At 65.9% G+C, this 22,266-nt stretch carries 18 protein-coding genes and 4 pseudogenes; 12 read left to right on the forward strand and 10 right to left on the reverse strand.

Features of this window, described 5'->3' with window-relative positions; all coding sequences use genetic code 11:
- Positions 1-37 precede the first annotated feature (37 nt).
- The 3 genes from DL519_RS22265 to DL519_RS48880 all read left to right on the forward strand — a co-directional run bounded on the left by DL519_RS22265 (position 38) and on the right by DL519_RS48880 (position 2,721).
- A complete protein-coding gene (locus tag DL519_RS22265; RefSeq protein ID WP_190817659.1) occupies positions 38-1,378 on the forward strand; it encodes an MFS transporter in 1,341 nt (446 codons plus the stop codon).
- 533 nt (positions 1,379-1,911) lie between these two features.
- Positions 1,912-2,328, forward strand: coding sequence for an IS5 family transposase (locus tag DL519_RS48870; RefSeq protein ID WP_263399689.1), 417 nt, complete (start codon positions 1,912-1,914; stop codon positions 2,326-2,328).
- 54 nt (positions 2,329-2,382) lie between these two features.
- A complete protein-coding gene (locus DL519_RS48880) occupies positions 2,383-2,721 on the forward strand; it encodes a transposase (protein ID WP_263399690.1) in 339 nt (112 codons plus the stop codon).
- A 232-nt stretch (positions 2,722-2,953) separates the two neighbouring features.
- Here the strand turns inward: DL519_RS48880 and DL519_RS22275 are convergent, their stop codons facing one another.
- Positions 2,954-3,661, reverse strand: a complete 708-nt coding sequence (locus DL519_RS22275) for a GntR family transcriptional regulator (RefSeq protein ID WP_190817661.1) — start codon at positions 3,659-3,661, stop codon at positions 2,954-2,956.
- Positions 3,662-3,793: 132 nt separating this feature from the next.
- On the opposite strand from DL519_RS22275, the gene DL519_RS22280 reads away from it, so the two are divergent.
- From DL519_RS22280 to DL519_RS48890, 4 genes and pseudogenes are all read left to right on the forward strand, one after another.
- Complete coding sequence (locus DL519_RS22280; protein ID WP_190817663.1) at positions 3,794-5,107, forward strand: MFS transporter; 1,314 nt, start codon at positions 3,794-3,796, stop codon at positions 5,105-5,107.
- A gap of 2 nt (positions 5,108-5,109) precedes the next feature.
- The gene (locus tag DL519_RS22285) at positions 5,110-6,309 is read left to right on the forward strand and encodes a M20 family metallopeptidase (protein ID WP_190824152.1); all 1,200 of its coding nucleotides are present in this window, start codon (positions 5,110-5,112) and stop codon (positions 6,307-6,309) included.
- 417 nt (positions 6,310-6,726) lie between these two features.
- A pseudogene (locus tag DL519_RS50260) lies at positions 6,727-7,175 on the forward strand (NAD(P)-dependent oxidoreductase); the annotation flags it as partial.
- A gap of 6 nt (positions 7,176-7,181) precedes the next feature.
- Positions 7,182-7,349: a hypothetical protein gene (locus tag DL519_RS48890; protein WP_263399692.1), complete on the forward strand. Its 168-nt coding sequence runs from the start codon at positions 7,182-7,184 to the stop codon at positions 7,347-7,349.
- Between the two features lie 254 nt (positions 7,350-7,603).
- Here the strand turns inward: DL519_RS48890 and amaB are convergent, their stop codons facing one another.
- The 6 genes from amaB to DL519_RS22315 form a co-directional block, all read right to left on the reverse strand.
- On the reverse strand, positions 7,604-9,136 hold the full coding sequence (gene amaB, locus DL519_RS22295; RefSeq protein ID WP_190817665.1) for an L-piperidine-6-carboxylate dehydrogenase: 1,533 nt from the start codon (positions 9,134-9,136) through the stop codon (positions 7,604-7,606).
- A gap of 36 nt (positions 9,137-9,172) precedes the next feature.
- A complete protein-coding gene (hglS, locus tag DL519_RS22300; protein WP_263399693.1) occupies positions 9,173-10,381 on the reverse strand; it encodes a 2-oxoadipate dioxygenase/decarboxylase in 1,209 nt (402 codons plus the stop codon).
- Complete coding sequence (locus DL519_RS48895) at positions 10,290-10,571, reverse strand: 2-oxoadipate dioxygenase/decarboxylase family protein (protein WP_263399694.1); 282 nt, start codon at positions 10,569-10,571, stop codon at positions 10,290-10,292. The genes hglS and DL519_RS48895 overlap by 92 nt, the downstream gene beginning before the upstream one ends.
- Before the next feature lie 181 nt (positions 10,572-10,752).
- Complete coding sequence (locus DL519_RS22305; protein WP_190817667.1) at positions 10,753-11,727, reverse strand: LysR family transcriptional regulator; 975 nt, start codon at positions 11,725-11,727, stop codon at positions 10,753-10,755.
- 51 nt (positions 11,728-11,778) lie between these two features.
- Positions 11,779-13,521 carry a thiamine pyrophosphate-binding protein gene (locus DL519_RS22310; RefSeq protein ID WP_190817669.1) on the reverse strand — a complete coding sequence of 581 codons (1,743 nt, stop codon included), beginning with the start codon at positions 13,519-13,521 and terminating at the stop codon, positions 11,779-11,781.
- Between the two features lie 58 nt (positions 13,522-13,579).
- Complete coding sequence (locus tag DL519_RS22315; protein ID WP_190817671.1) at positions 13,580-14,743, reverse strand: NAD(P)/FAD-dependent oxidoreductase; 1,164 nt, start codon at positions 14,741-14,743, stop codon at positions 13,580-13,582.
- A gap of 550 nt (positions 14,744-15,293) precedes the next feature.
- On the opposite strand from DL519_RS22315, the pseudogene DL519_RS22320 reads away from it, so the two are divergent.
- Positions 15,294-16,212, forward strand: a pseudogene (locus DL519_RS22320) (Glu/Leu/Phe/Val family dehydrogenase); the annotation flags it as partial.
- Between the two features lie 263 nt (positions 16,213-16,475).
- Positions 16,476-17,987: an IS66 family transposase gene (gene tnpC, locus DL519_RS22325; protein ID WP_223840336.1), complete on the forward strand. Its 1,512-nt coding sequence runs from the start codon at positions 16,476-16,478 to the stop codon at positions 17,985-17,987.
- Between the two features lie 290 nt (positions 17,988-18,277).
- On the opposite strand, the gene DL519_RS22330 is transcribed toward tnpC, so the two are convergent.
- On the reverse strand, positions 18,278-18,502 hold the full coding sequence (locus tag DL519_RS22330; protein ID WP_223839395.1) for a hypothetical protein: 225 nt from the start codon (positions 18,500-18,502) through the stop codon (positions 18,278-18,280).
- 359 nt (positions 18,503-18,861) lie between these two features.
- A pseudogene (locus tag DL519_RS22335) lies at positions 18,862-19,314 on the reverse strand (transposase); the annotation flags it as partial.
- A gap of 65 nt (positions 19,315-19,379) precedes the next feature.
- Here DL519_RS22335 and DL519_RS22340 point away from each other — a divergent pair.
- Together DL519_RS22340 and DL519_RS22345 are read left to right on the forward strand one after the other, a co-directional pair.
- Positions 19,380-19,778, forward strand: a complete 399-nt coding sequence (locus DL519_RS22340) for a site-specific integrase (protein WP_190817674.1) — start codon at positions 19,380-19,382, stop codon at positions 19,776-19,778.
- Between the two features lie 169 nt (positions 19,779-19,947).
- Positions 19,948-21,480 (forward strand): tyrosine-type recombinase/integrase, encoded by a 1,533-nt coding sequence (locus DL519_RS22345; RefSeq protein WP_223839397.1) that lies wholly within the window; start codon positions 19,948-19,950, stop codon positions 21,478-21,480.
- Positions 21,481-21,515: 35 nt separating this feature from the next.
- On the opposite strand, the pseudogene DL519_RS22350 reads toward DL519_RS22345, so the two are convergent.
- Positions 21,516-21,908 (reverse strand): annotated as a pseudogene (locus DL519_RS22350) (IS256 family transposase); the annotation flags it as partial.
- A gap of 112 nt (positions 21,909-22,020) precedes the next feature.
- Here DL519_RS22350 and DL519_RS22355 point away from each other — a divergent pair.
- Complete coding sequence (locus DL519_RS22355; RefSeq protein ID WP_190817676.1) at positions 22,021-22,257, forward strand: helix-turn-helix domain-containing protein; 237 nt, start codon at positions 22,021-22,023, stop codon at positions 22,255-22,257.
- The last annotated feature ends 9 nt before the right edge of the window (positions 22,258-22,266 follow it).

Genomic DNA, 22,266 nt, shown 5'->3' on the forward strand with positions numbered 1-22,266 from the left:
CACCTCGTCCCGTCGTCACACCAGAAGGACTGACGCCATGAGCCAGAAGCCTGCGGACTTGGAGTTGTCATCACGCTCCGAGGCGACCAGGGCATCCACCGCCGAACAGCTCTCGCAGGTGCGGCGAGCCGCCCGCGCGTCGTTCATCGGGACAACGATCGAGTGGTACGACTACTTCCTCTACGGAACGGCGTCGGCACTGATCTTCCCCCGGGTCTTCTTCAGCAACCTCTCGCCCGGCGTGGCCACGTTCGCATCCCTGGCCAGTTTCTCCGTCTCGTGGCTCCTGCGGCCCATCGGCGGGGTGGTCTTCGGCCACTTCGGCGACCGGTTCAGCCGCAAGAAGATGCTGATGATCACGCTCATCATGATGGGCGGCAGCACCTTCCTCATCGGAGTTCTGCCGTCCTACGCGGCGGCCGGAATCTTCGCACCGATCCTGCTGATCCTGCTGAGAATGGTCCAGGGGCTGGCGCTCGGTGGGGAATGGGGCGGCGCGGCGCTGATCGTCGTCGAACACGCACCGCCCAGGCGACGCGGGTTGTACGGTGCTGCTGTTCAGATGGGTGTGCCCGCCGGGCTGTTGCTCTCCACCGCTGTCGTCGCGCTGGCCTCGACGCTGCCGGACGAAGCCTTCTTCAGCTGGGGCTGGCGGGTTCCGTTCCTGCTCAGCATCGCGTTGGTGGTGGTCGGATACTGGCTGCGCACCGTGCTCGAGGACCCCAAGGCATTCCGCCAGCAGGTGGAGGAAACCAGGGCCGCACAGCTCCCGATCGCGGAGGTCCTGGCCACTGCCAAGCGCAAAACCATTCTTCTCGCGCTCGTCCAGTTCGCGTGCAACACGGGCTACTACATCTTCACCGTCTACTCCGGATCCTACGCGACCGAGCAGTTGGGGATGCCTCGATCCTTCCTGCTGGAAGCCCTGATGATCGCGGCCGCCGTCGACCTGGTCATGCAGCCCGTCTTCGCCGCGTTGTCGGACCGCATCGGGCGGAAACCGGTTTACATCTTCGGGTCTCTGTTCATCGGTGCCTGGGCATTCCCGTTCTTCGCCCTGCTCAGCTCGGAGACCCAGCCACTCGTCTGGCTTGCCATGATCGGGGCCCTCGGGATCGGACACGCGGCGACCGGCGGGATCAACGGGCCGCTCTACACCGAGCAATACCCGTTGCGCATGCGTTATACCGGGGCGTCGCTAGCGTTCCAGCTGTCCGGAATCGTGACCAGCACACCGGCACCGCTGGTGGCGGTGTGGCTGGTGACGGCGACGGGGAACACGGACTCCATCTCGGTCTACGTCATCGCCTCCGCAGTCATCTCCGTGGTGTGCGCGCTGCTGCTCGAAGAGACCTACCGCAAGCGCATCGACGAGTGAACCGGCCCTGAGGCTGTCTCCCGCGCTGGTCAGGGCATGTCGGTGCACGCTCTGCAGGTGTGGGAGGCCTCACCCGACGATGAACGGGGCGGGACCGATCATGCTGTTTGACTCTTGTACATGGCGCCAGTGACCGTCTTCGGTTGGCTGGGGTTGTTCGCCCGAAGTAACGCAGCCAAGCATCATCCACAGGTCGAGCATGTATCTTGACCTGCACGGATAAGACTTGCGGCAAGAACAGTGTTACCGGCTACGGGGATCGACGCGCACACCGCTCCTGACACGTGCGCTGGCGACAACAGCCCGATCGCAAACTCCGCAGCAACAAACAGGCGCTCGGAATTCGACCCGAGGAGTCACTCGTCGCTGTCAAGATACGCAAGGATGTTGATCTCTTTCAGGCCGTGGTCGACTGCCCTGGCCAGGTCTGTGTCGGAGCCGCACGGAGGATCCGTGCAGGACCAGCCGTAAGAGTTCCTAACAAAATAATCACTTCTAGTGCCTGAAGATCCTTAGTGGTCGATCATGGACTTGTGAGGAAGGGTGAGCAGCCGCCGTGGATCGTGCCGGATGAGTTTTGGGAGCGAATTGAGCCGTTGTTGCCGCGTTGGGAGAACGCGCTGCCCAAGCTGGGCCGCAAGCGGCTGCCGGACCGGCTGGTCTTGCAGGGAATCCTGTTCGTGCTGCATACCGGGATCCAGTGGGAGTTTCTGCCCCAGGAGCTGGGGTTTGGATCCGGAATGACCTGCTGGCGGCGCCTGGCGGAGTGGAACGAGGCCGGGGTGTGGCAGCGGCTGCACGAGGCGCTTTTGGCCGAGCTGAACGCGGCCGGGAAGCTGGACTGGTCTCGGGCGGTGATCGACAGCTCGCATGTGCGGGCGGCGCGGCGCGGCCCAAAAGCGGCCCGAGCCCGGTCGACCGTGCCCGGCCGGGCTCCAAGCACCACGTGATCACCGAGGGCGGCGGCATTCCGACGGCATTCAGCCTGACCGGCGGCAACGTCAATGACGTCACCCAACTCCTCCCACTGGTCGAAAAGATCCCGCCCGTGCGAGGAAAGCGCGGGCGCCCCCGCCGCCCTCTACGCCGACCGCGCCTACGACTCCGAAAAACACCGGAACGAGTTGCGCGACAAGGGAATCGACCCGCAGATCGCCGAACGCGGAACCGGGCACGGCTCCGGACTCGGCACGATCAGGTGGGTCATCGAACGAACAATAGCGTGGTACCACGGCATGCGACGCCTGCGTATCCGCTGGGAACGCCGCGACGACATCCACGAAGCCTTCCTCGGACTGGCCACCTGCATCATCTGCTACCGACACATCAAGATCCTTTGTTAGGAACTCTAAGGGCACCTGGGGCTTGTCCAACAGAGCGTGTGCGAGACTTGGCCTCAGCAAGGCTGCCTCCCGAGGCGACACGCGCGTCGAGCACGCGCCCGCGGAGCGGTGGCTGGCGGTGGACGAATCCCTACGCCGGTTCGGCCCCGCGGCGAGGAGGATCCCGTTCACCGCGCGACGCCGGATGAACGTGGTTGAGATCCCTGCGAAAGCGGCGGCCAGCCGTGGCCGTTCAGTCTCGTGTGCTGATCGCGCTCAGCAGGTGTGCCTGGGCGTCTTGGAGGTACCGGCGCATCTCGTTGGATGCCTCGGTGTTTCGGCCTTCCTCGAGCAGCGTGCAGATCTGGGCGTTGCGCTTGAAGTACGAGGCGTGGAATTCGGCCGGGTCGGTGGTCTGGTGGTAGGCGAGGTGGAGCTGGGTGAACAGCTTCGCCGCGAAGGTGTCGAGGCTTGGCGAGCGGGCGAGCGCGATGATGCCCAGGTGGAAGTCCAGCCCGGCCCGCCTCATCCGGTCCAGCTCACGGGTGGCGGTGGCCCGCACGCCCACGTCGGATGCCTCGCGCAAGTCCGCTAGTTGCGCGTCGGTGGGTTCGGCTGCCGCTAACGCTCCGCATTCGATGAGCAGGCGCGTGTTGTAGATGTCCACGATGTCTTCCGCGGCGAGGATGCGCACGCAGACGCCGCGGTGCTCGCGGTGTTCCACCAGTCCGTCGTGGGAGAGCGCGCGGAATGCTTCGCGGAGGGTGTTGCGCGATGTGCCGAGTGCGTCGGCGACGAGCTGCTCCGGTATCGGGGTGCCCGGCGGCAGGGCGCCTGTGGCGATCGCCGCGCGCAGCGCGCTGACTACGCGGGCGCGGGCGTTTCCGCCTCGTGCTGCTGCTGGCCGGTCGAGGGCTGCGGCCCAACGGGTGAGCGCGGGGTCTGGTTCGGTGTCGCGCACCGGGCCTCCTCGGCGGCTGGCGGGTTGCTTCGTACAGGCTACATCACCGCAGATAGACGGGTTCTTGTTGAACAATCTTGTCCTGATTGTTGAACAATGCTACGGTCCTGCGCCACACGGAAGGAGTCCCCCATGACTCAAGTGCAGGCGCCGGCCAACGCCGAACAGCGCAAGGTTTTTTGGGCCGCGACCATCGGCGCATCCGTCGAGTGGTTCGACTACGCGGCCTACGGCGTGCTCGCCCCGGTGATCGCGACCCGCTTCTTCCCGGCCGACGACAAGGCCGCGGCGCTGCTGGCCACCTTCGGCATCTTCGCGCTGTCGTTCCTGGTCCGCCCGCTAGGCAGCATGTACTTCGGCAGCCGGGGCGACCGCAACGGGCGGCAGAAGGTGACCTCGTTCGTCGTGCTGTCAATGTCGGTGGCGACCGGGCTGATCGGCCTGCTGCCCACCTATGAGGTGCTGGGCCTCGGTGCGCCGCTGCTGCTGCTGGTGCTGCGGCTGGTGCAGGGCTTCTCCGCGGGCGGGGAGATGGGCGCCCCGGCCATGCTGTTCGAGTACATCCGCGAACGGCAACGCGGCTTGATCTTCGGCGTGTTCAACCTCTCGTCCTACGTGTCCAGCCTCGGCGCGCTGGCCATCACAGCAGCGCTGACCGGCGTGTTGGGAACCGCCGGCATGGCCGAATGGGGCTGGCGGATCCCGTTCCTGCTGGCCTTCCCATTGGGGATCACGGGCCTCTACCTGCGTTCCAAGGTGCACGAATCCCCGGTGTACCAGCAAATTTCGGAGCAGGGCGAGGTCAAGGAGGCCCCGGTGCGCAGCATGCTGGGCACCCAACGGCGCAATCTCACCGCCTACATCGGCGTGATCATGATCAACGCGGTGGCGTTCTACGTGCTCAACACCTACCTCCCGACATACCTGTCGGAGAACGCCGGCGTGGAGCGCACCACGGCGCTGTGGGCCTCCTCGTTGATCTCGATCACGATGATCCTGATCCAGCCGCTGTACGGCATGCTTTCAGACCGCATCGGCCGCAAGCCACTGCTGCTGTTCGCCACGGTCGGCGTGTTCGTGGTCAGCGTGCCGACGTTCTTCGTCGCCGGAGCCGGCGGATTCGCGATGGTCTACTTGGGACAGTTGATGTTCGTGTTGGCTGCGGCGCCCACGAGCGCGTTGTCCGCGCCGGTCGGCATGGAGCTATTCCCTCCGAGCATGCGCTACAGCGGCGCAGCCATCGGCTACAACGTGTCCTACGCGATCTTCGGCGGAACCGCGCCGTACGTCTCGACGTGGCTGCTGGACACGACCGGTTCGAACCTCGCGCCGCCGATGTACATCATGGCCGTCGCCGCGGTCGCGTTCGTGGTGCTGTGGCGAACGCTGCCAGAAACAGCCCCGGCCGTGATGGCCCGGTCCATTCCGGAGAAGGAAGCGGTGTGAACATGCACATCGACGAGCAGACCGCATTGCGGACCCTGCGGCGCATGGTCCAGTTCGACAGCCGCACCGAAACCGAATCGGAAAGCGCCGTGATCGACTGGGTGCTGGCGGAGATGACCGACCTCGGGCTGGAGACACACCGCCAGGAGGTGGGTCCGGATCGCTACAACGCCATCGGCGTGTGGCGCGGTACCGGCGGCGGCCGATCGTTGCTGTTCAACGGTCACGTGGACACCAACCCGCTCACTGAAGGCTGGACCGTCGACCCCTGGGGCGGGATCGTCGACGACGAGTTCATCTACGGCCTCGGCGTGTCCAACATGAAGGCTGGCTGCAGCTCATACCTGGAGGCAGTCCGGAACCTGCACCAGCGGGGGCTGAGGCCCGAAGCCGACGTGGTGCTGACATTCGTGGTGGGCGAACTACAGGATGGCGTGGGCACCCGCAAGCTCGTCGAGGACGGCTGGCGGGCCGACTACTTCGTCAACTGCGAGCCCACCGACGTCACCGCGATGACCGCGCACGCTGGCGCGCTGACCTTCGAGATCGAGTTTGTCGGAGACACACGGCACATGTCCAAGCGGGAGGAAGCGGCGGACGCACTCGCCGCAGCGGCCGATGCGGTACCTGTGATCAACACGATGACGTTTTCGAACGCGGCCGACGCCAACGCCGAGCACGTCAACCGCGCGCACGTCGGCGTGGTCGGCGCCGGGCTGGGCCGGGACCTGCTGGCAACCCGGCCGCCACAGGTCGCCGACGTCGCCCGTCTTTCCGGCAGCGCTCGCTACGGGCGAGGACAGACCCCGGAGTCAGCGCTGGCCGACCTGCGCGCTGTGGTGGACGACGTGTGCCGCAAGCATCCCGGCGTGCGAGCTTCGGTACGGCCGAAAAACCGCGACGGCGGGCTGGCAATGGACAAACCGTTTTTCGTGGACCGCCACACCCCCATCGTCACCGCGCTCAACAACGCATACCGCACGGTGCGCGGCGCCGACCAGCCCACCGGCGCGATCCGGCCCTACTGCTTCTACGGAAGCGACGCATCACTGCTGCAACACGGCGCGGGCATGACCGGCGTGGTATGTGGACCGGGCGGCAAATACAACACAATGCCCAACGAACGCGTCGAAATCACCGACTACCTGGACATGATCCGCATCCACCAGCACACCATCAACACCATCACCGGACTCCGCTGATCCCGCCGGGCCGTCAGACGACCACAACGCGCAGCGTGCTGACGCTGGGGTGGGCAGTCCCTTGGCCTGGGGATCCGGCATTCGGGAGGAGAGATGAACATGGGCGTTGACGACGCGGAGCTGACGATTGTCCTGAGTCATCCCGCCGCTGAATCCTATGCGCGGCCGATCGGGGACCGTTTCCCGCAGGTTCGCGCCATCATTGCGCCGGACTCCGACAGGCTTGAGAGGCATATCGGGGAGGCGGACGCGCTGCTTGCCCCGCGCTTCCCGGTGGAGGTGTTCGAGCGAGCCGGCAAGCTGCGGTGGTTTCAGTGCACCGGCGCCGGCGTCGATTCGCTGCTTGCGGTCCGGGACACCAATGCCCGCGGTATCCACGGTGATGTCATCGCGGACTTCGTGATGGCCGGCGTGACGATGCTGCACTGGGATTTCCGCGGGTTTCTGCGGGAACAGGCGGAAAAGCGGTGGAACCCACGCCATGTGGCGTCGCTGGCCGACCGGACGCTGGGCATCGTGGGGGTGGGCTCGATCGGGGCGACCATCGCCCGGCGGGCGAAGAGCGCGGGCATGACGGTCCTCGGCTCGAAGCGCGACATTTCCGTGCCGGTCGCAGGGGTCGATCAGCTATTTTCCGCTGATGCGCTGGCCGATATGTTGCCGCTGTGCGACTTCCTGGTCCTGGCACTGCCTGCAACACCAGACACGGTGGGCCTCATCGGAGCAGCCGAGATCGCTTGCATGAAGCCGAAGCATTTCTGGTCAACATCGCCCGGGGCAACATCGTGGTCGAAGCCGACCTCATCAACGCTCTGCGGACCGGTGCGATCGCCGGTGCGATGCTGGATGTGTTCGAGCAGGAACCGCTGCCGGTGGACAGTCCGCTGTGGGACATGCCGAACGTGATCGCCACCCCGCACGTCGCGGGAAACCCCGCAAACTGCACCCAACGAGTATTCACCATCATCGAAGACAACATTGAACGCTTCCTCAAGAGGCAGCCGCTCCAGAATGTCGTCGACCTCCAACGCGGCTACTGACCACCACGACTGGATTCTCCTGCATTGCAGGAGGTTTCACGCTCTGCGGGATCGATACGCGTCGGCAGCAGCTACGAGCTGTGTTTCGCTTTCCTTGATCACACCCGCCTTTCCCTATATCCCATCTCACCCAAAAACAAAAACCGAAAAGATCTTTAAACAAACGCGGCATGCCGAGCGCAGCTCCGCCACCCTTCGATGTTGGTCCTGCTGCGGGCTCGTGCCGCAGCAGGACCAACGGCCTTGACCGGTGGTCAGAGGAAGGTGACGTTCTGCGCGAGGGCCAGCTCGGTGGAGTAGTTGACGGTGTTGGTGGAGCGCCGCATGTAGGACCGCCAAGCGTCGCTGCCGGACTCGCGTCCGCCGCCGGTTTCCTTCTCTCCGCCGAAGGCACCACCGATCTCCGCGCCGGATGTTCCGATGTTGACGTTGGCGATGCCGCAGTCCGAACCGTCGGCGGCCAAGAAGCGCTCTGCCTCGCGCTGGTCGTTGGTGAAGATGCAGGAAGACAGTCCCTGCGGCACATCGTTGTGCAGGCGCAGCGCTTCGCCGAAGTCGCTGTAGGTCAGAACGTAGACGAGCGGGGCGAAGGTCTCCTCGCGGGCGACACCGTTCTGGTCGGAGATCCGCACGATTGCCGGCTCGACGAACGCGGCGTCAGGTGCCTCATCGGCCAGCCGCCGGCCGCCCCCGACCAGCAAGCTCCCGCCTTCGCCTTGGGCTCGCGTGATCGCGTCCTGCATCGAGTCGAACGCGGCTGTGTTGATCAGCGGCCCGACCAATGTGCCGTCGTCGAAGGGGTTACCGATCGGCAGCTTGGCGTAGGCAGCGGTCAGCCGATCCAGCAGCTCCTCGGCGATGTCCTCGTGCACGATGATGCGGCGCAGGGTCGTGCACCGCTGGCCTGCGGTGCCCGCAGCAGCGAACACGATGGCCTGCGTGGCGAGGTCGATGTCCGCGGTCGGTGCGACGATGGCCGCATTGTTGCCGCCGAGTTCGAGCAGCGACCGTCCGAACCGCGCTGCAACCCGCGGCCCGACCTCCCGTCCCATCCGGGTCGAGCCCGTCGCGCTGACCAGTGCCACAGCGGGGTTGTCGACCAGTTGCTCGCCGACGCCGCGGTCGCCGAGGACGAGCCGGTGGACGTCTTGGGGAACACCGGTCTCGCCGCAGGCCCGGGCGAGGAGGTGGTTGGCCGCCAGTGAGATGAGCGGGGTGAGCTCGGACGGTTTCCAGACCACGGTGTCGCCGCACACCAGCGCGATCGCGGTGTTCCACGACCACACGGCTGCGGGGAAGTTGAATGCGGAGATCACACCGACGACGCCGAGCGGGTGCCAGGTCTCGGCGAGGCGGTGGCCGGGCCGCTCCGAGGCGATGGTCTTGCCATACAGCTGCCGTGACAGGCCCGCGGCGAACTCGCAGATGTCGATCATCTCCTGGACCTCGCCGAGGGCTTCGGAGCGGATCTTGCCGACCTCGATCGTGATCAGGTCGGCCAGGTCGGTCTTGTGCTCGCGGAGGAGCTCACCGAGCCGGCGGACCAGCTCGCCCCGGCGCGGGGCGAGAACGGTCCGCCACTGCAGGAACGCGGCCTGCGCCGCGTCGACGGCCGCCGCTGCGTCATCCGCTGTGCATGCCTGCAGTTCGAAGAGGTTCGCACCCGTCAACGGGGTTCGACCGTGCACGCCGTGGCCGCGAGGAACGCTCGCGCCGACGTTGCGCAGGGCGCGGAGCGCGCGCTCAAAGAGCGTGTCGGTGTTGGGCAGGAGTGCCGTTGTGGTCATGAGGCCTTCTCGTCGATTGGTCGGTTGCGGAAGGGGTCAGGAAATCGCACCGGCGAGATCCAGCGATTGTGCGATGGCCTGGACGGAGGCGATCCGCTGCTGTTCGTAGAGCTCGAACGGGTCGTGCACAGGACGGTCGATGGCGGCGGCCATCCAGTTCATGTCGTAGGTCGCTCCTGCCTGGTTCGCGTCGCGGGAACCTTCGCCGGTCAGGTTCGACTGGAAGATTCCAGCCGCAGACCGGGGCAGGAAGTCCTCGTAGACGATCGGTTCCGCTCGCACCCAACCCGCCTCGCGCAGTCCACGGATCGAGGCGGGAGGCCTCTCGCGACCGACCGGGCGGTCGGGTGCCAGCTGATAGGCGAAGAAACCGAGTCCCTCGTCGTCGAGCGTTTGTTCGTTGTTCGGGAAGCCCTCGCTCCACACCTGTCGAGCGATCGCGTCCCTATCCACATTGGGAGCGTCCGCCTTGCGGCGGTCGGTCTCAACGAGCAGGGCGTCGTAACGAGCCCGGCCACTGCTGGTCAAGGCGATACCCCGTGCCTCGACCTCGCCGAAGCGGACGCGCAGCGTTCCCTGACTGACCGAACCGTCCTGCGCCCGCATCAGGCGTGGCTCTGCCAGCGCCTTGAAGGACGTCTGCCGGAGCAGGACGTCTGGGCCCTGCCACCGCGGTGGGCCCTGGATGGCGTCGATCATGGTGATACCGCGGTCGTTCATCCTGCGGTAGAGCTCATCGATGTCCAGCACCCGCGGAGTCAGGTGGTTGATGTGAGTGTTCCGAACACCGCCGATGTCCGCGGCGACCGCCGAGACCCTCTCCAACTCTTCGTACCAGGACCTGTCGACGGGCTGCGGCGAGAGTTTGAAAGCACCCACCGCGTGCTGAAGGAACAACTCGGCCTCGTCGGAAAGCAGTCCCCCTGCGGCCTCGGCCCGCGACGCAAGCTCGAGGAGCGCCGGTGGGAACAGCTCACGGGAATGGAGGAAGTTTCGCAGCCTCGCGCGGAGGTCATCGTCGAAGAACCGTTCGTCGTCGACGGCGAGCATGGAGGTGAACACGCGGAACGGGTTGCGGGCCAGTTCGTCGCCGTCAATCGGACGGAATGCGGTCGACACGACCGGGACAGCGCTGCGGGCGGCCTCTCGCAGGTCATAGAAGCCGACCGGGTACATCCCGAGCGCGGCGAAGATTCGCGCTACCTGCGCCAGCTCCTGCGGGGGTCCCGACGCGGATCGCTCCATGCCGTTCGGCGGTGACCCGCTCGATGCTCCCGAGCTGCTCCGCGCTGTCCCCCTGCCGGGCGAGCACGTCGCGGTTGACCGACGCGGAGACCTCCACGAGGTCGCCGTACGCCGGGACCTCCTGCGCATACATGCTCGACAACGCCGCCGCGAAGCGGGCCCTCAACTTCCAAGTGGGGACGATTGTCATGCGGTGCGCTCGTTCTTCAAGGCTCAAAAGGACACGGGCGAGCGAATCAACGACGGAGTCCACTCGTCGTCGATGACGGTCAGCGCGGGCCGGACGCGCAAATCGCAGGTCTCCGCTCAGCAGAACCAGGACGCGCTGCTCAGGTCAGCAACCCTGAATCAGCCACTTCTCCAGGCGGGATCTACCGGCTCGGTCGGCCGCGGGCAGCCAGGGCCTCGTGGACGGTGTCCGTACCGAATCCGCTCTTCGTCCACGTGATGAAGTGATCCGCTGCTTCGTTGATCGCTGCGATCGTCTCCGCGAGCAGGGGGTTTTGATCTGCCGACCGATGCACAGCCCGGATCTTGCGCCGAGGGCGCCGACCGGAAATGCGATGCATCGTGATGGTGGGATCTATCCCCAGCGCGAGCGCCGGCACAAACGCAATGGCAAGGTTCTCGCGCACGATTCCCCGGATCACGTCGAAGTCGTTCGTCTCGAACCTGACGTGGGGGGCGAACCCGGCCTGGGAGCACCAGTACTCCAGGTTCGCCCGACCCGTTGAGTCCGGCCTGTTGGCGACCCAGATTTTGTCCGAGAGCGAGGCGAGATCGACTGTCGGAGCCAGCGACCTGCTGCCGTTCACGCCCGCCAGTACGACGATCTGCTCGTCCAGGATCGGATGAACGGCGAGGTCGTCGGGCCATGCTTCCGGGACGGCGTCGTACTCGAAGACCAGTCCGAGATCGGCTCTCATGGAGCGGATCGTTTCGGCAATGGCTGACGACCGGGTCTCGTCGTGGACGGTGAACTCCGCGTCCGGGAACCGCGCCACGAGCCGGGACAGGGCCCGCGGCAGCAGACGGGAGCCGATGCTGGGGAACGAGGCGAGTCGGAGTCGCCCGCGATCGCCGCGGGCGGCGCCTCGCATCTCCTCCTCGAACTCATCCAGTCTGGCGAGGATGCCGCTCGCGATCTCATTGACCTGCTGCGCCGCCGCGGTGGGCCAGAGGTTGCGCGGCCCGCGCTCGAACAGCTGAACGCCCAGGCTGCGTTCCAGTGCTGAGATCTGTTGTGAGACAGCGGAGGTCGTGTACCCGAGCTTCTTCCCGGCGGCGCTGAGCGACCCCGTCTCGAGGACGGCCTGCAAGGTCTGCAGATGGATGAAATTCAGCATCGTCCACCTCCCGTCCACATCCCTCGCCCGGTCCTTCGGTCGTCGATGGGCTCAGTACACCGGCCTGCTGGCCGCCGGATTCGCAAGCGCAGTCTGCCACGGCGCGACCGGCGGAGGAGAGTCCTTGTGTTCTGGGACCCGGACGTGGATGACGGAGGGTCCTTCGGTGGCCGCCGACTGCTTGACCAGCAGCTCGAGCTCGTCGAGATCCCCGGCCAGGGATGCGGGCAGTCCCATGCCCTGCGCCAGCAGCACCGGGTTGATGGGTCCCGGGTCGACCTGGAAGTAGCGGCGCTGCATGAACAAGTGCTGGAGCATCTTGATCCACGCGAAGGAGGAGTTGTCGAGGACGACATACGTGATCGGCAGCCTCAGCCGACCGGCGGTCTCCCAGTCAGCGACGCCCATGGCGAGGCTGCCCTCGGTGGTCAGGCAGAGCACTCGGTCGCCTGGGTGGGCCAGCGAGATGCCGATCGCAGCGGAGATCGAGTACCCCATGGGGCCATGCCCTCGCGGGATCACGACACGCCATGCCGTGCCGTCGGTCTCCCAGAAGGCCGAGAGATTCGGGGTTGGTGTGCCGGGGTCGGCCGCCACCCAGCAGTCCGGGCCGAGCGCGCGGTGCAGCGTACGAACGATTTCGCGCGGCTGAAGCGAGCCATCCTCGGTGGGCGGCAGGGGAACCGACGTCTCCTCGTCCCACTGGTGCCGGGCAGCGGCGATCTCGACAGTGCGATTCCGTACGGTTTCCTCAGACGCGGACGGAAGCATTTCGCGCAGCTGTCGCAGGACCGTCGCCGCGTCGCCCACGAGCCCGATGCCTCCCGGGAAGTTCCGCCCCGCCCGGCTCTCGTCGATGTCGATCTGCACGACCGCGCTGCCGTTGCGTGGCGGCGCGGTGAACCCGTTGGTGTCAGTCGAGTTGCTGCGGCTGCCGACGATCAGCACCGCGTCTGCCTCGGCGAGCCGGGGGTTAGCGTAGCCGCGTGAGCCGTTCCCACCCGCCACTCCCAGCGAGAGAGCGTGGTTTTCCGGGAACGACGATTTCCCGTGGATGGTCGTGGCGACCGGCGCCCCGAGGTGCTCGGCGAACAGGCGAAGCTCGTCCCAGGCGCCCGAGGCGTGCACACCGCCGCCGGCGAGGATGACGGGGCTTTGCGCGCGCCGCAGAACCTCGGCTGCTTGCGTGAGCGTTTCCGCAGGAGCGGCCAGGGTATCGGTCGGCACGACGCAGCGCCCCCGACTCGGTTCGACGTCCGCGTGCTCGTCGAGCACGTCCTCCGGGCAGATGAGGACGACGGGAGCTGGTCGCCCACCGAGTGCCGCACCCACCGCCTCGGCCACGAGCGCGGGGATGTCTTCGGCCCGCTCCGCTACCTTCTGCCACTTCGTAACGGCGCTGAACAGCTTCACCTGATCGATCTCGGTGATCGCCCCGGAACCGCGACTGCTGCGGTGAATGTCGGTGGTGATCGCCAGGACCGGGATGCTCGACGCGAAGGCCTCCGCGAGACCGCTCGCGAGGTAGACCGCACCGGCGCCGCTTGACGCCTCGCACACGGCCAGCCGGCGCGCAGTCCGGGCGAACCCGTCAGCCATGTAGCCCGAGTCCCGCTCATCGCGAGCCAACACGTGCCGGATCCGGTCCTTCCGCGAGGCTAGGACATCGTAGAGGTTGACCCCGGTGTCACCGGGGACGCCGAAGATGGTGTCGATGCCGTGGCCGATCAGGGAATCGACCAGCAGGTGGGCCCCGGTGGGGGCGCTATCGGTCGTGTCGGGACGATGAGTCATTGGATGCTCCATCAAGCAGGAATAAGTGTCTCGTCGGCAGTGCGGGCGGCAGGCTGGTTCAGAAGACGGCGTTCTCGAGCTCGGGCTTCGCCGTACTTCCGAACCGGGACAGCGACAGTGCGGCGAGATCGAGACCGGGACTGCCGTCGAGGAACCACTCCGCGAGGCACTGGCCGACAGCGGGCGATTGCATGAAGCCGTGCCCGGAGAACCCGGCGGCGATCCAGAGGCCGGGTTTGTTCGGGACCGGACCGACGATGGCGTGATCGTCGGGCGTCATCTCGCGCAGGCCCGCCCACCCGTTGGTGATTTCCAGGTCGTCGAGGTACGGGAACCGGTGGCTGAGCGCCTCGGCGAGGTCGCACACTCGCGACCAGTCGACGCTGGCGGTGTCACTGCTGGCGACGGCGCGGTCGTTGCCGCCGATGACCGCCGTTCCTCCGCTGGCCTCGGGGTGGACGTAAGCGCCTGATGCCATGTCGACCGCCAGTGGAAGGCTGGCGTCGATCTTGGCGAGCGGAGCGGTGGAGAAGGCCTGACGCGAGTGCGGGAAGACCGGGATGTCCACACCGCACTGGTTGCCGACCTGCCGCGCCTGCGGACCCGCCGCGATGATGACCCGTTCGGCCTCAACCGGTCCATCCGAGGTCTGGACGGATTTGATGGAACCGTCGGCGGCCGTGTTGAGTCCGATGAAGTAGGTCTGCTGGCGGACCTCCGCCCCTTTGGCTCGCGCGACCCGCAGGAAACCGGCCACCGCGTCAGCCGGTGATGCAGAACCGTCGCCGGGGGTGTATGTCGCACCGACCAGGTCGTCGGTGCGCGTCCCGGGGAAGATTTTCCTGACGTCATCGGGAGTCAGCACCTCGACGTCGACCCCGAGCGATCTCTGCAGGGCGACATTGCGCTTGAACGACTCGAACTGGGCCTTGTCGGAGATGAGGAACAGGTAGCCGTGCCGCCGGAAATCGAACGAGCACCCCGTCTGCTCGGTGAAGCTCTCCCAGAACGGGACCGAGCGCTTGACGAGCTCGATGTTGACCCGCGAAGAGAACTGGTGCCTGATCCCTCCGGTGGCGTGGGCGGTGGCCCCTTCGCCGACGAGATTGCGCTCGAGCACCGTGATGTCGCGGTATCCGCGAATGCTCAGGTTGTAGGCGATGGAAGCGCCGATCACGCCGCCACCGACAATCACAACACGTCCGCCGCTCAACGGTGTCATCTACGATCCCCCTCGGGAATTGGCTTCGCCATGCTCGTCAACAACCTCACCTGGAGAGCAACGACACGGCAAGGGAACCAAGCGTCAGTTCCAATTCATCGATTTCAAGAGCAATTGAACCTGCATAGTCGCGTGGACTACACTGACGATCCAGGTCAAGCGGGTCGCGGTTCTGAAATGCGAAGAATCAACAGATTCTCCACCCTTCCCGTTGGCTCGACCCCGCCTCAGCTCAAACATGCTAACCAGAGACCACCGACGGACTTAAGCGTTCGAGCTCCACACCATCAACAATGAGTTTAAGAACATCTTGATGTACTCGTTCATGGCGATTGACGCAGTTCCAGATTCCGTTGGGCGTGGTGAAGAATGTCTTGCACTTGCGGGCTTGGATGCTCCAGGTGCTTCCCGCATCGTCAGGCTGAGTCGACGGCTCACCGATGGCCGCACAGCCCGCCCGCGCGGAGGATGGATCATGACCAACTCACTCGACCTGATCGACGACTGGGGCCCAGAGAAGATCGTCGTTGTCTCCCACCGCCGCACCGGCATGAAAGGTGTGCTGGTCATCGACAACACTGCCCGGGGAGTCGGTAAGGGTGGCACCCGCATGGCCCCGTCGGTCACCGTCACCGAGATCGCCCGCCTGGCCCGCAACATGACGTGGAAGTGGGCCGGTGTCGACCTGTTCTACGGCGGAGCCAAGGCGGGCATCACCGCCGACCCCACCGCGCCGGACAAGGAGGCGATCCTGCGCGCATTCGCCCGCGCACTGTCCAACGAGGTGCCGCGCGAGTACGTGTTCGGCCTCGACATGGGCCTTACGGAAAACGACGCCGCGATCATCCAGGACGAACTCGGCGATCGCGGAGCCGCCGTCGGCACACCCACGCACCTCGGCGGCGTCGCCTACGATCAGCTCGGCGTGACCGGATTCGGAGTCGCCGAGGCCGCCGACGCCGGCGCCCAGGCCATCGGCCTGCCGCTGTCAGGTGCCCGCGTTGCCATCCAGGGCTACGGCGCCGTCGGACGCGCCGCCGCCGACCGGCTTACCGAGCTCGGGGCCACCATCGTCGCGATCTCCACCGCCCACGGAGCTCGGCACACCCCGGCGGGATTCGACGTGGCCGAGCTCAACCGGCTCCGCGACGAGCACGGCGACGCCGTCGTCACCCGCATGACCGTCGGCAACGTCCTGCCTGCCGGAGCAGAGCTCCTCGTCGACTGCGATGTCCTCGTCCCCGCCGCGCTGCAGGACGTCATCGACGACGACAGCCCACCAACTCAAGGCGAGCCTGGTCGTCGAGGGGGCGAACCTGCCGACCTCACCGAGCGCGCAGCAGATCCTCGCCAACCGCGGCATCACCATCCTGCCTGACTTCGTGGCCAACGCCGGCGGCGTCATCGCCGCCGCCTTCGCCATGGACAGCCGCTACTCCGGCTTCCGCGGCGACACAGACACCGTGTTCCGCACTATCTCCGACAAACTCCGCAGCAACACCCACCTGGTTCTCGATACCGCGCTCAGTGGACGGCGAGTTCCCTGTCTCACGGCCAGAAACGCCTCCTCGAGATCGTGCGGGCGGTGGCCACCCGGCCGCGGATATTGATCCTCGATGAGCCGGCCACCGGCCTCACGCGCGCCGAACTGACCACGCTCTCCCGACTCTGTCGTGCGCTGCGCGATCGCGGGCTCGCGGTCGTCCTCATCGAGCACAACGTCGAGTTCGTCATGGGAGTGTGTGACGAGATCACCGTCCTCGAAAGCAGCTGGCACGTCGGGCGCGGTCACGCAGTCCGACCTACCGTTTGCGTTCATGTTCACAACACCACAACGGTCTTCTGCCAATGGGGCTTGAGGTGGTTTGACGCCTCCTCCCCCCGCAGGGGCGACGCCGAAGGGCCACAAAACCTTCATCTTGATTTGCCGGCAGCGAAGGGAAAACGCGACGCGCAGCGTTCGCAGCGGGTGCGGTCCAAGGACCGCAAACCCGGCGGCCGGTCAGGACGCACGGGCTCGGGGCTGGTGCCGGCTCTGACGCCGGATCGGACCGAGACCGCGCAGGTGCCCCAGTCCTGTTCAGGGTGTGGGTCGGATCTAGCTGGTGGCGCCGATGCGGGCCTGTCCTGGACACAGATATGGGATATCCCGCCGGTGCGGCTGGAGAAGGTGCACTACCTGCTGCCGCGGCGGCGGTGCGCCTGCTGCGGGAAAACCACCACTGCGGTCGTGCCGTTCGGGCAGGCCGGTGCCGTGGTCTACGGGCCGAACGTCAACGCCGCGGCGATCCTTCTTGCCTCGGCAGGCAAGGTGCCGGTGGAATGGACCGCGATGCTGATGGCGGCCCTGCTGGCCTCATCGACCGGGTTCGTCGCGCGCGCCCACCAACGGTTCGCAGAACGGCTCGAGCGGGCGCGTTTCGACCAGGCGATGCGCTCCGCGTTGGCCGCCGAGCCGGTGCTGTGCGCCGATGAAACCCCGGTCAACGTCGCCCGTAGGGACACCGATGAGCGTGGCGCGCCGGTGCCCGGTTCCCCGCACGTGGTCACTGTGCGCACCCCTGAGGAGCGTCTGGTGTGGTACCGGGCGTTGCCGCGCACCAAGGTGGCCCTGCGCACTCTCGGGCTCTTCAGCGAGTTCACCGGCTATCTCGTGCGTGATGACTACACGGCCTGGCACCAGTTCGACCACCAGATCGCCGGGGTGCAGCAATGCGTAGCCCACCTTTTCCGCCACCTCCAGGGCGTCCTGGACCTGCACCCCACCCAGCAGGGCTGGGCCGACACAGCCCGTGACGTGCTGCGCGAAGCCCACACCGCCGTCCAGACCGCTAAGACGACCGGCTCCGACCGCCTCGACCCAGTACTGCTGGCCGACCTGCGCGCCCGCTACGACAAAGTCATCGCCTGGGGACAGACCACCAACCGACTGCGTGACTGGCACAAAGGCAATCACCCCGGCTATACCCTGGCCAAACGGCTGGCCGACAAGGCCGACCAAGTTTGGCTGTTTACCACCGTGCTTTCCGTGCCCTGGACTGATAACGCATCGGAACAGGCACTGAAAAGCCCCAAAATGCACCAAAAAGTCTCCGGCTACTGGCACACCCTGACCACCCTGGGCAGATTCTGCAGAGTGCGTTCCTACCTGACCAGCGCGACCAACCACGGCCTGCGCGCCATCGACGCCATCCACGCCGCCCTCACCGGCAACCCCTGGATGCCACAACACGCCACAACCTGACGATCAACCCACGTCAACCCCGTGAATGGACACGTCCAGCGGACTTGCAGACCGCGCTCAGTGCGCCAAGTCCGGCGAGGAACCAAGTGCGTCAGCGTGCTTCACGGAGTCCGTCGCTGAAGTCCGCGGGAAAGGACTACGGGTGGCGGTTGCTCATTCCAGGATGCACTACAGGCTCATGGATTCCTCGTCTTGCCAACCGGATTGTCGTCGGGCGGAAGGGAGCGAGGGGGCGTCTGATGACCGCCAGACGTGCCCTCGCTCCGGGGCGCTCGGTTAGCGCTGAGCCGTCAGTGCATCCGCCACAGTTCGTAAACACCATTCTTCGCCCTGCATTCGTGCGGCAGGTCCGCGCTTCCTGGACTGACCATCTTCTGGTAGCCGGCCTCGCATGCGGCCCGCGTGTGGTACCAGTACCCGGTGTAGGACCAGCTAGGTGCGGCGGTCGCGGATGTCGCGGTGGCCACGAGCATGCCGAACCCCAGGAGGGTGCCGGCCACGAACTTCTTCATCATGGATCCTTCCGTCGCTTGGGAAGTGCCGATTTCGCGTTTCCGCGGTGGATTGTTGCCGGTGCGCACCAGCATTCCTGGCTCGTGATCAGCCAGGATTCAACACTGCGGTGACCGTCCTGATGAACATGCGATCGCCTCCCGGGATCGGAGAATGCGATCCGCGAGTTCGATCGCTGCCCCCCAAAGTTATCAGCGCGGTGACCCCGCCCGCTGGAATCGTCCGCGGTGAGGAAGAAACGGGCAGCGGATTTGCCCCGCGGTCCGAGCCTGGAGCGCACCCCGCTCCGGGGTGGGCGGGAGCCGGCCTTGGACAAGTCCCAGGGGCTGTCAAGTTTTCGGTGTAACTGTTGATTTCGGTTCTATCGGCGTCCGGCGGACAGGCGTCCGTCGAAGGTGATCTCGAAGGCGTTGAGGGCCTTCTTCCAGCGGTTGGACCAGCGCTTGCGGCCCGTCCCGGTGGGATCAAGACTCATGATTGCGAGATAGACGCACTTCAAGGCAGCCTGCTCGCTGGGGAAGTGGCCGCGAGCGTTCAGCGCGCGGCGGATGCGCGCGTTGATGCTCTCGATGGCGTTGGTCGTGCAGATGATCGTGCGGATCTCGGTGTCGAACTGCAAAAACGGCACGAACTCCGCCCACGCGTTGGTCCACAGCCGCACGATCGCCGGGTACCGGGCCTCCCACTTCTCGCTGAACTCGGCGAACCGGTCCAGCGCCGCTTGCTCCGAGGGCGCGGTGTAGACCGGCTTGAGGTCCTTGGCGATCGCGCTCCAGTCCTTACGGGAGGCATAACGGAAACTGTTGCGCAGCATCTATTGACTGAACTAGTGGGGGGTGTTTTTGCAGTTCAGGGTGGGTGGCGCTACGGTCCTGCGCCATGATCGCGTCCGAGGGACAGCCGAGGGATCTGGCGGGGTTGGCCGTGCCGTCGGCGGGCTCGTTGATGGAGACCGGCGATGTGTGGGAGCCGTCGCGGCTGCTTGATCCGCATGGTGCGGTGTTGGTGCCGGTTGCGGAGTTCCTGAAGGATCTGCGGGCATGTGGGCGGGCGGTGAGCACGCAGCGGTCCTATACGATGGCTTTGCTGCGGTGGTTCCGGTTCTTGTGGGCGGTGGGAGTGTCCTGGGATCAAGCGACCCAGGTTGAGGCCCGCGATTTCTGTTGCTGGATCCAGTTCGTCGATAAACCGGTGGGTTCCCACGGGCATCGGTTCGGTCGGTCGGCGGATGCTGTCGTGGCGGAATCCGGTGTGGTGCAAGGGAACCGAACTCGGTGACCGGCAAGACATCGCCGGGCCGGAAGTATGCCGCGGCGACGAAAGCACATAGTGAGAGCGTGTTGCGGGGTTTTTACGAATTCCATCGGGATACCGGTAGCGGGCCGATGGTCAACCCGTTTCCGCTGGCCCGGCGGGGACGGGGTGGTCGTGCCTGACCCTGCAGCGGTTGGCGGGCACGCTGGGCAAACTGTTCTGGGCCGATCTGGAACAGCACCATCCCGGTATCGACTCGCTGCGGCTTGCCCCGGAGGTCGCCGCGAGCTGGAAACAACGCATCCTCACCCGCGAATCCGGCCTGGGCACGTTGGCCACTGTCCGGGCGTTCTATCTCGACATCGCCCAGTGGGCCATGGAGGACCCGGCCCGGTGGGGTCCGTGGGCGGCCGTCTGCCCGATCCGGGATGAGGACATGTCCCGCAAAAAAGCGCACAGGCAGCGCAAATCGCGGATGGACCAGCGCACCCGCGAACGTCTGCCGGTGCTGCCTGGACTGGTCACCGCGGTGAACACCGAACGTCGCGCCGTCGCCGAACTCCTCCAGGCCGCCCAGGCCACCGAGCCCGGCGAGGTGTTCACCGCGGCCGGGCAGACCCTGCGGCGTCGCATGCTCGCTCGTCCGGACGGCGCTGCCAGAATCTGGGCTGAGGACCCGGAATCCGATGTCCGCCGGGACCTCAGTTTTGAAAAACGCCAAGCATTTTGCGCCTGGGCAGCGGTCGAAGTGCTGCGGCACACCGGTTTGCGCATCGAGGAACTCTGCGAGCTGTCCCACCACAGCTTCGTGCAATACACCGTGCCCAGCACTGGTGAGCTGATTCCCTTGCTGCACATCGCCCCGTCCAAGACCGACGCGGAACGCCTGCTGGTCATCAGCCCTGAACTCGCCGACGTGCTCTCAGCGATCATCTGCCGCATCCGCCAACCAGCAGGATCGGTTCCGCCGGTGGCCGCCTACGACTACCACGAAAAGGTCTGGAACCCGCCGATGCCACTGCTGTTTCAGCGGCACTACGGCGGCGAACGCCGCCCCATCGCCCCGCCGGCCATCCGCCGACTGCTCAACCACGCACTGGCCAAGACCGGTTTCACCGACGCCAGCGGCCAGCCGCTGCGGTTCCTCCCGCACGATTTCCGCCGGATCTTCATCACCGACGCCGTCATGAACGGCATGCCGCCACACATCGCTCAACTGGTGGTCGGTCACCGTGACATCAACACGACCATGGGCTACAAGGCCGTCTATCCCGAAGAAGTGATCAACGGCCACCGGGCGTTCATCGCCCGCCGTCGGCAGCTACGTCCCAGCGAAGAATACCGGGCCCCCACCGACGCGGAATGGGAGGAATTCCTCGGCCGTTTCGAACACCGCAAAGTCGCGATGGGAACCTGCGGACGCGCCTACAACACGCCCTGCATCCATGAACACTCCTCCCTGCGATGCTCACTCCTCCGGCCCGAACCCACACAACGCCACCGTCTCGTCGAAGTCCGCGACAACCTGCTTGCCCGCATCGACGAAGCCCAGCACGAAGGCTGGCTCGGTGAAGTCGAAGGACTCAAAATCAGCCTCGCCGGAGCCAAACAAAAACTCTCCCAACTCGACGACTTCACCACACGAGCCGCCACCGTCCACCTCGGCATGCCCCACTTCTCACACCTGGTCGGCCGTGCGCTCTCCACCGACACGAAATCCCCGTGACCAGGCCAGACCCGCAAACTTGCTAGTTCAGAGAACAAGTGAACAATGCACGTCTGCACGATCGTCTGCGGCCACACCTGCGCGATGGCGTCGGGCAGGCCCTTCAGTCCGTCGCAGACCACGATGCAGCAGTCGACGGTGCCCCTGTTCTTGATCTCGGACAACACCCGCAGCCAGTACTTGGCGCCCTCCCCGTCGCCGTGCTCGCCGGTCCACAGCCCGAGGACGTCGCGGGTGCCGTCCACGGTCACGGCGAGCGCGACGTAGATCGGCCGGTTGGCGACCTGTCCCTCGCGGATCTTGACGTGAATGCAGTCGATGAAGATCACCGGATAGACCGGGTCCAACGGCCGGTTCTGCCACTCGGCCATCCCGTCCATCACCCGGTCGGTGATCGTGGAGATCGTCTGCTTGGACACCTCGTAGCCACCACGGTCCGAAAAGGGAGCTCCCAACCTCGCTCGGTCCCGCCGGCACACGCGCTTCGTTCCCGATCCATGAACACCCCAGAAATCCGCCCATCGCCAGCAAGGGGGTTCCATGTCTGCTGCTCACTTCAGCCCGGAGGAAATTCCGAACAGACTGCTGTACCCGATCAAGGAAGCGATGGTCTTGCTCTCGATGAGCCGCTCGACCATCTACGAACAGCTCCGCGCCGGCCGGTTGCGATCAGTCACCCAAGGCGCCTCCCGGCTCATCCCGGCATCCGCACTCAACGAGTACGTGTCACTTCTCGAAAAGGAAGCACAGGAGGCCGCCAGTGCCGAAGCGGCGTAGTAAGGGCGA

The organism is Saccharopolyspora pogona (genome assembly GCF_014697215.1).
Taxonomy (GTDB): domain Bacteria; phylum Actinomycetota; class Actinomycetes; order Mycobacteriales; family Pseudonocardiaceae; genus Saccharopolyspora; species Saccharopolyspora hattusasensis.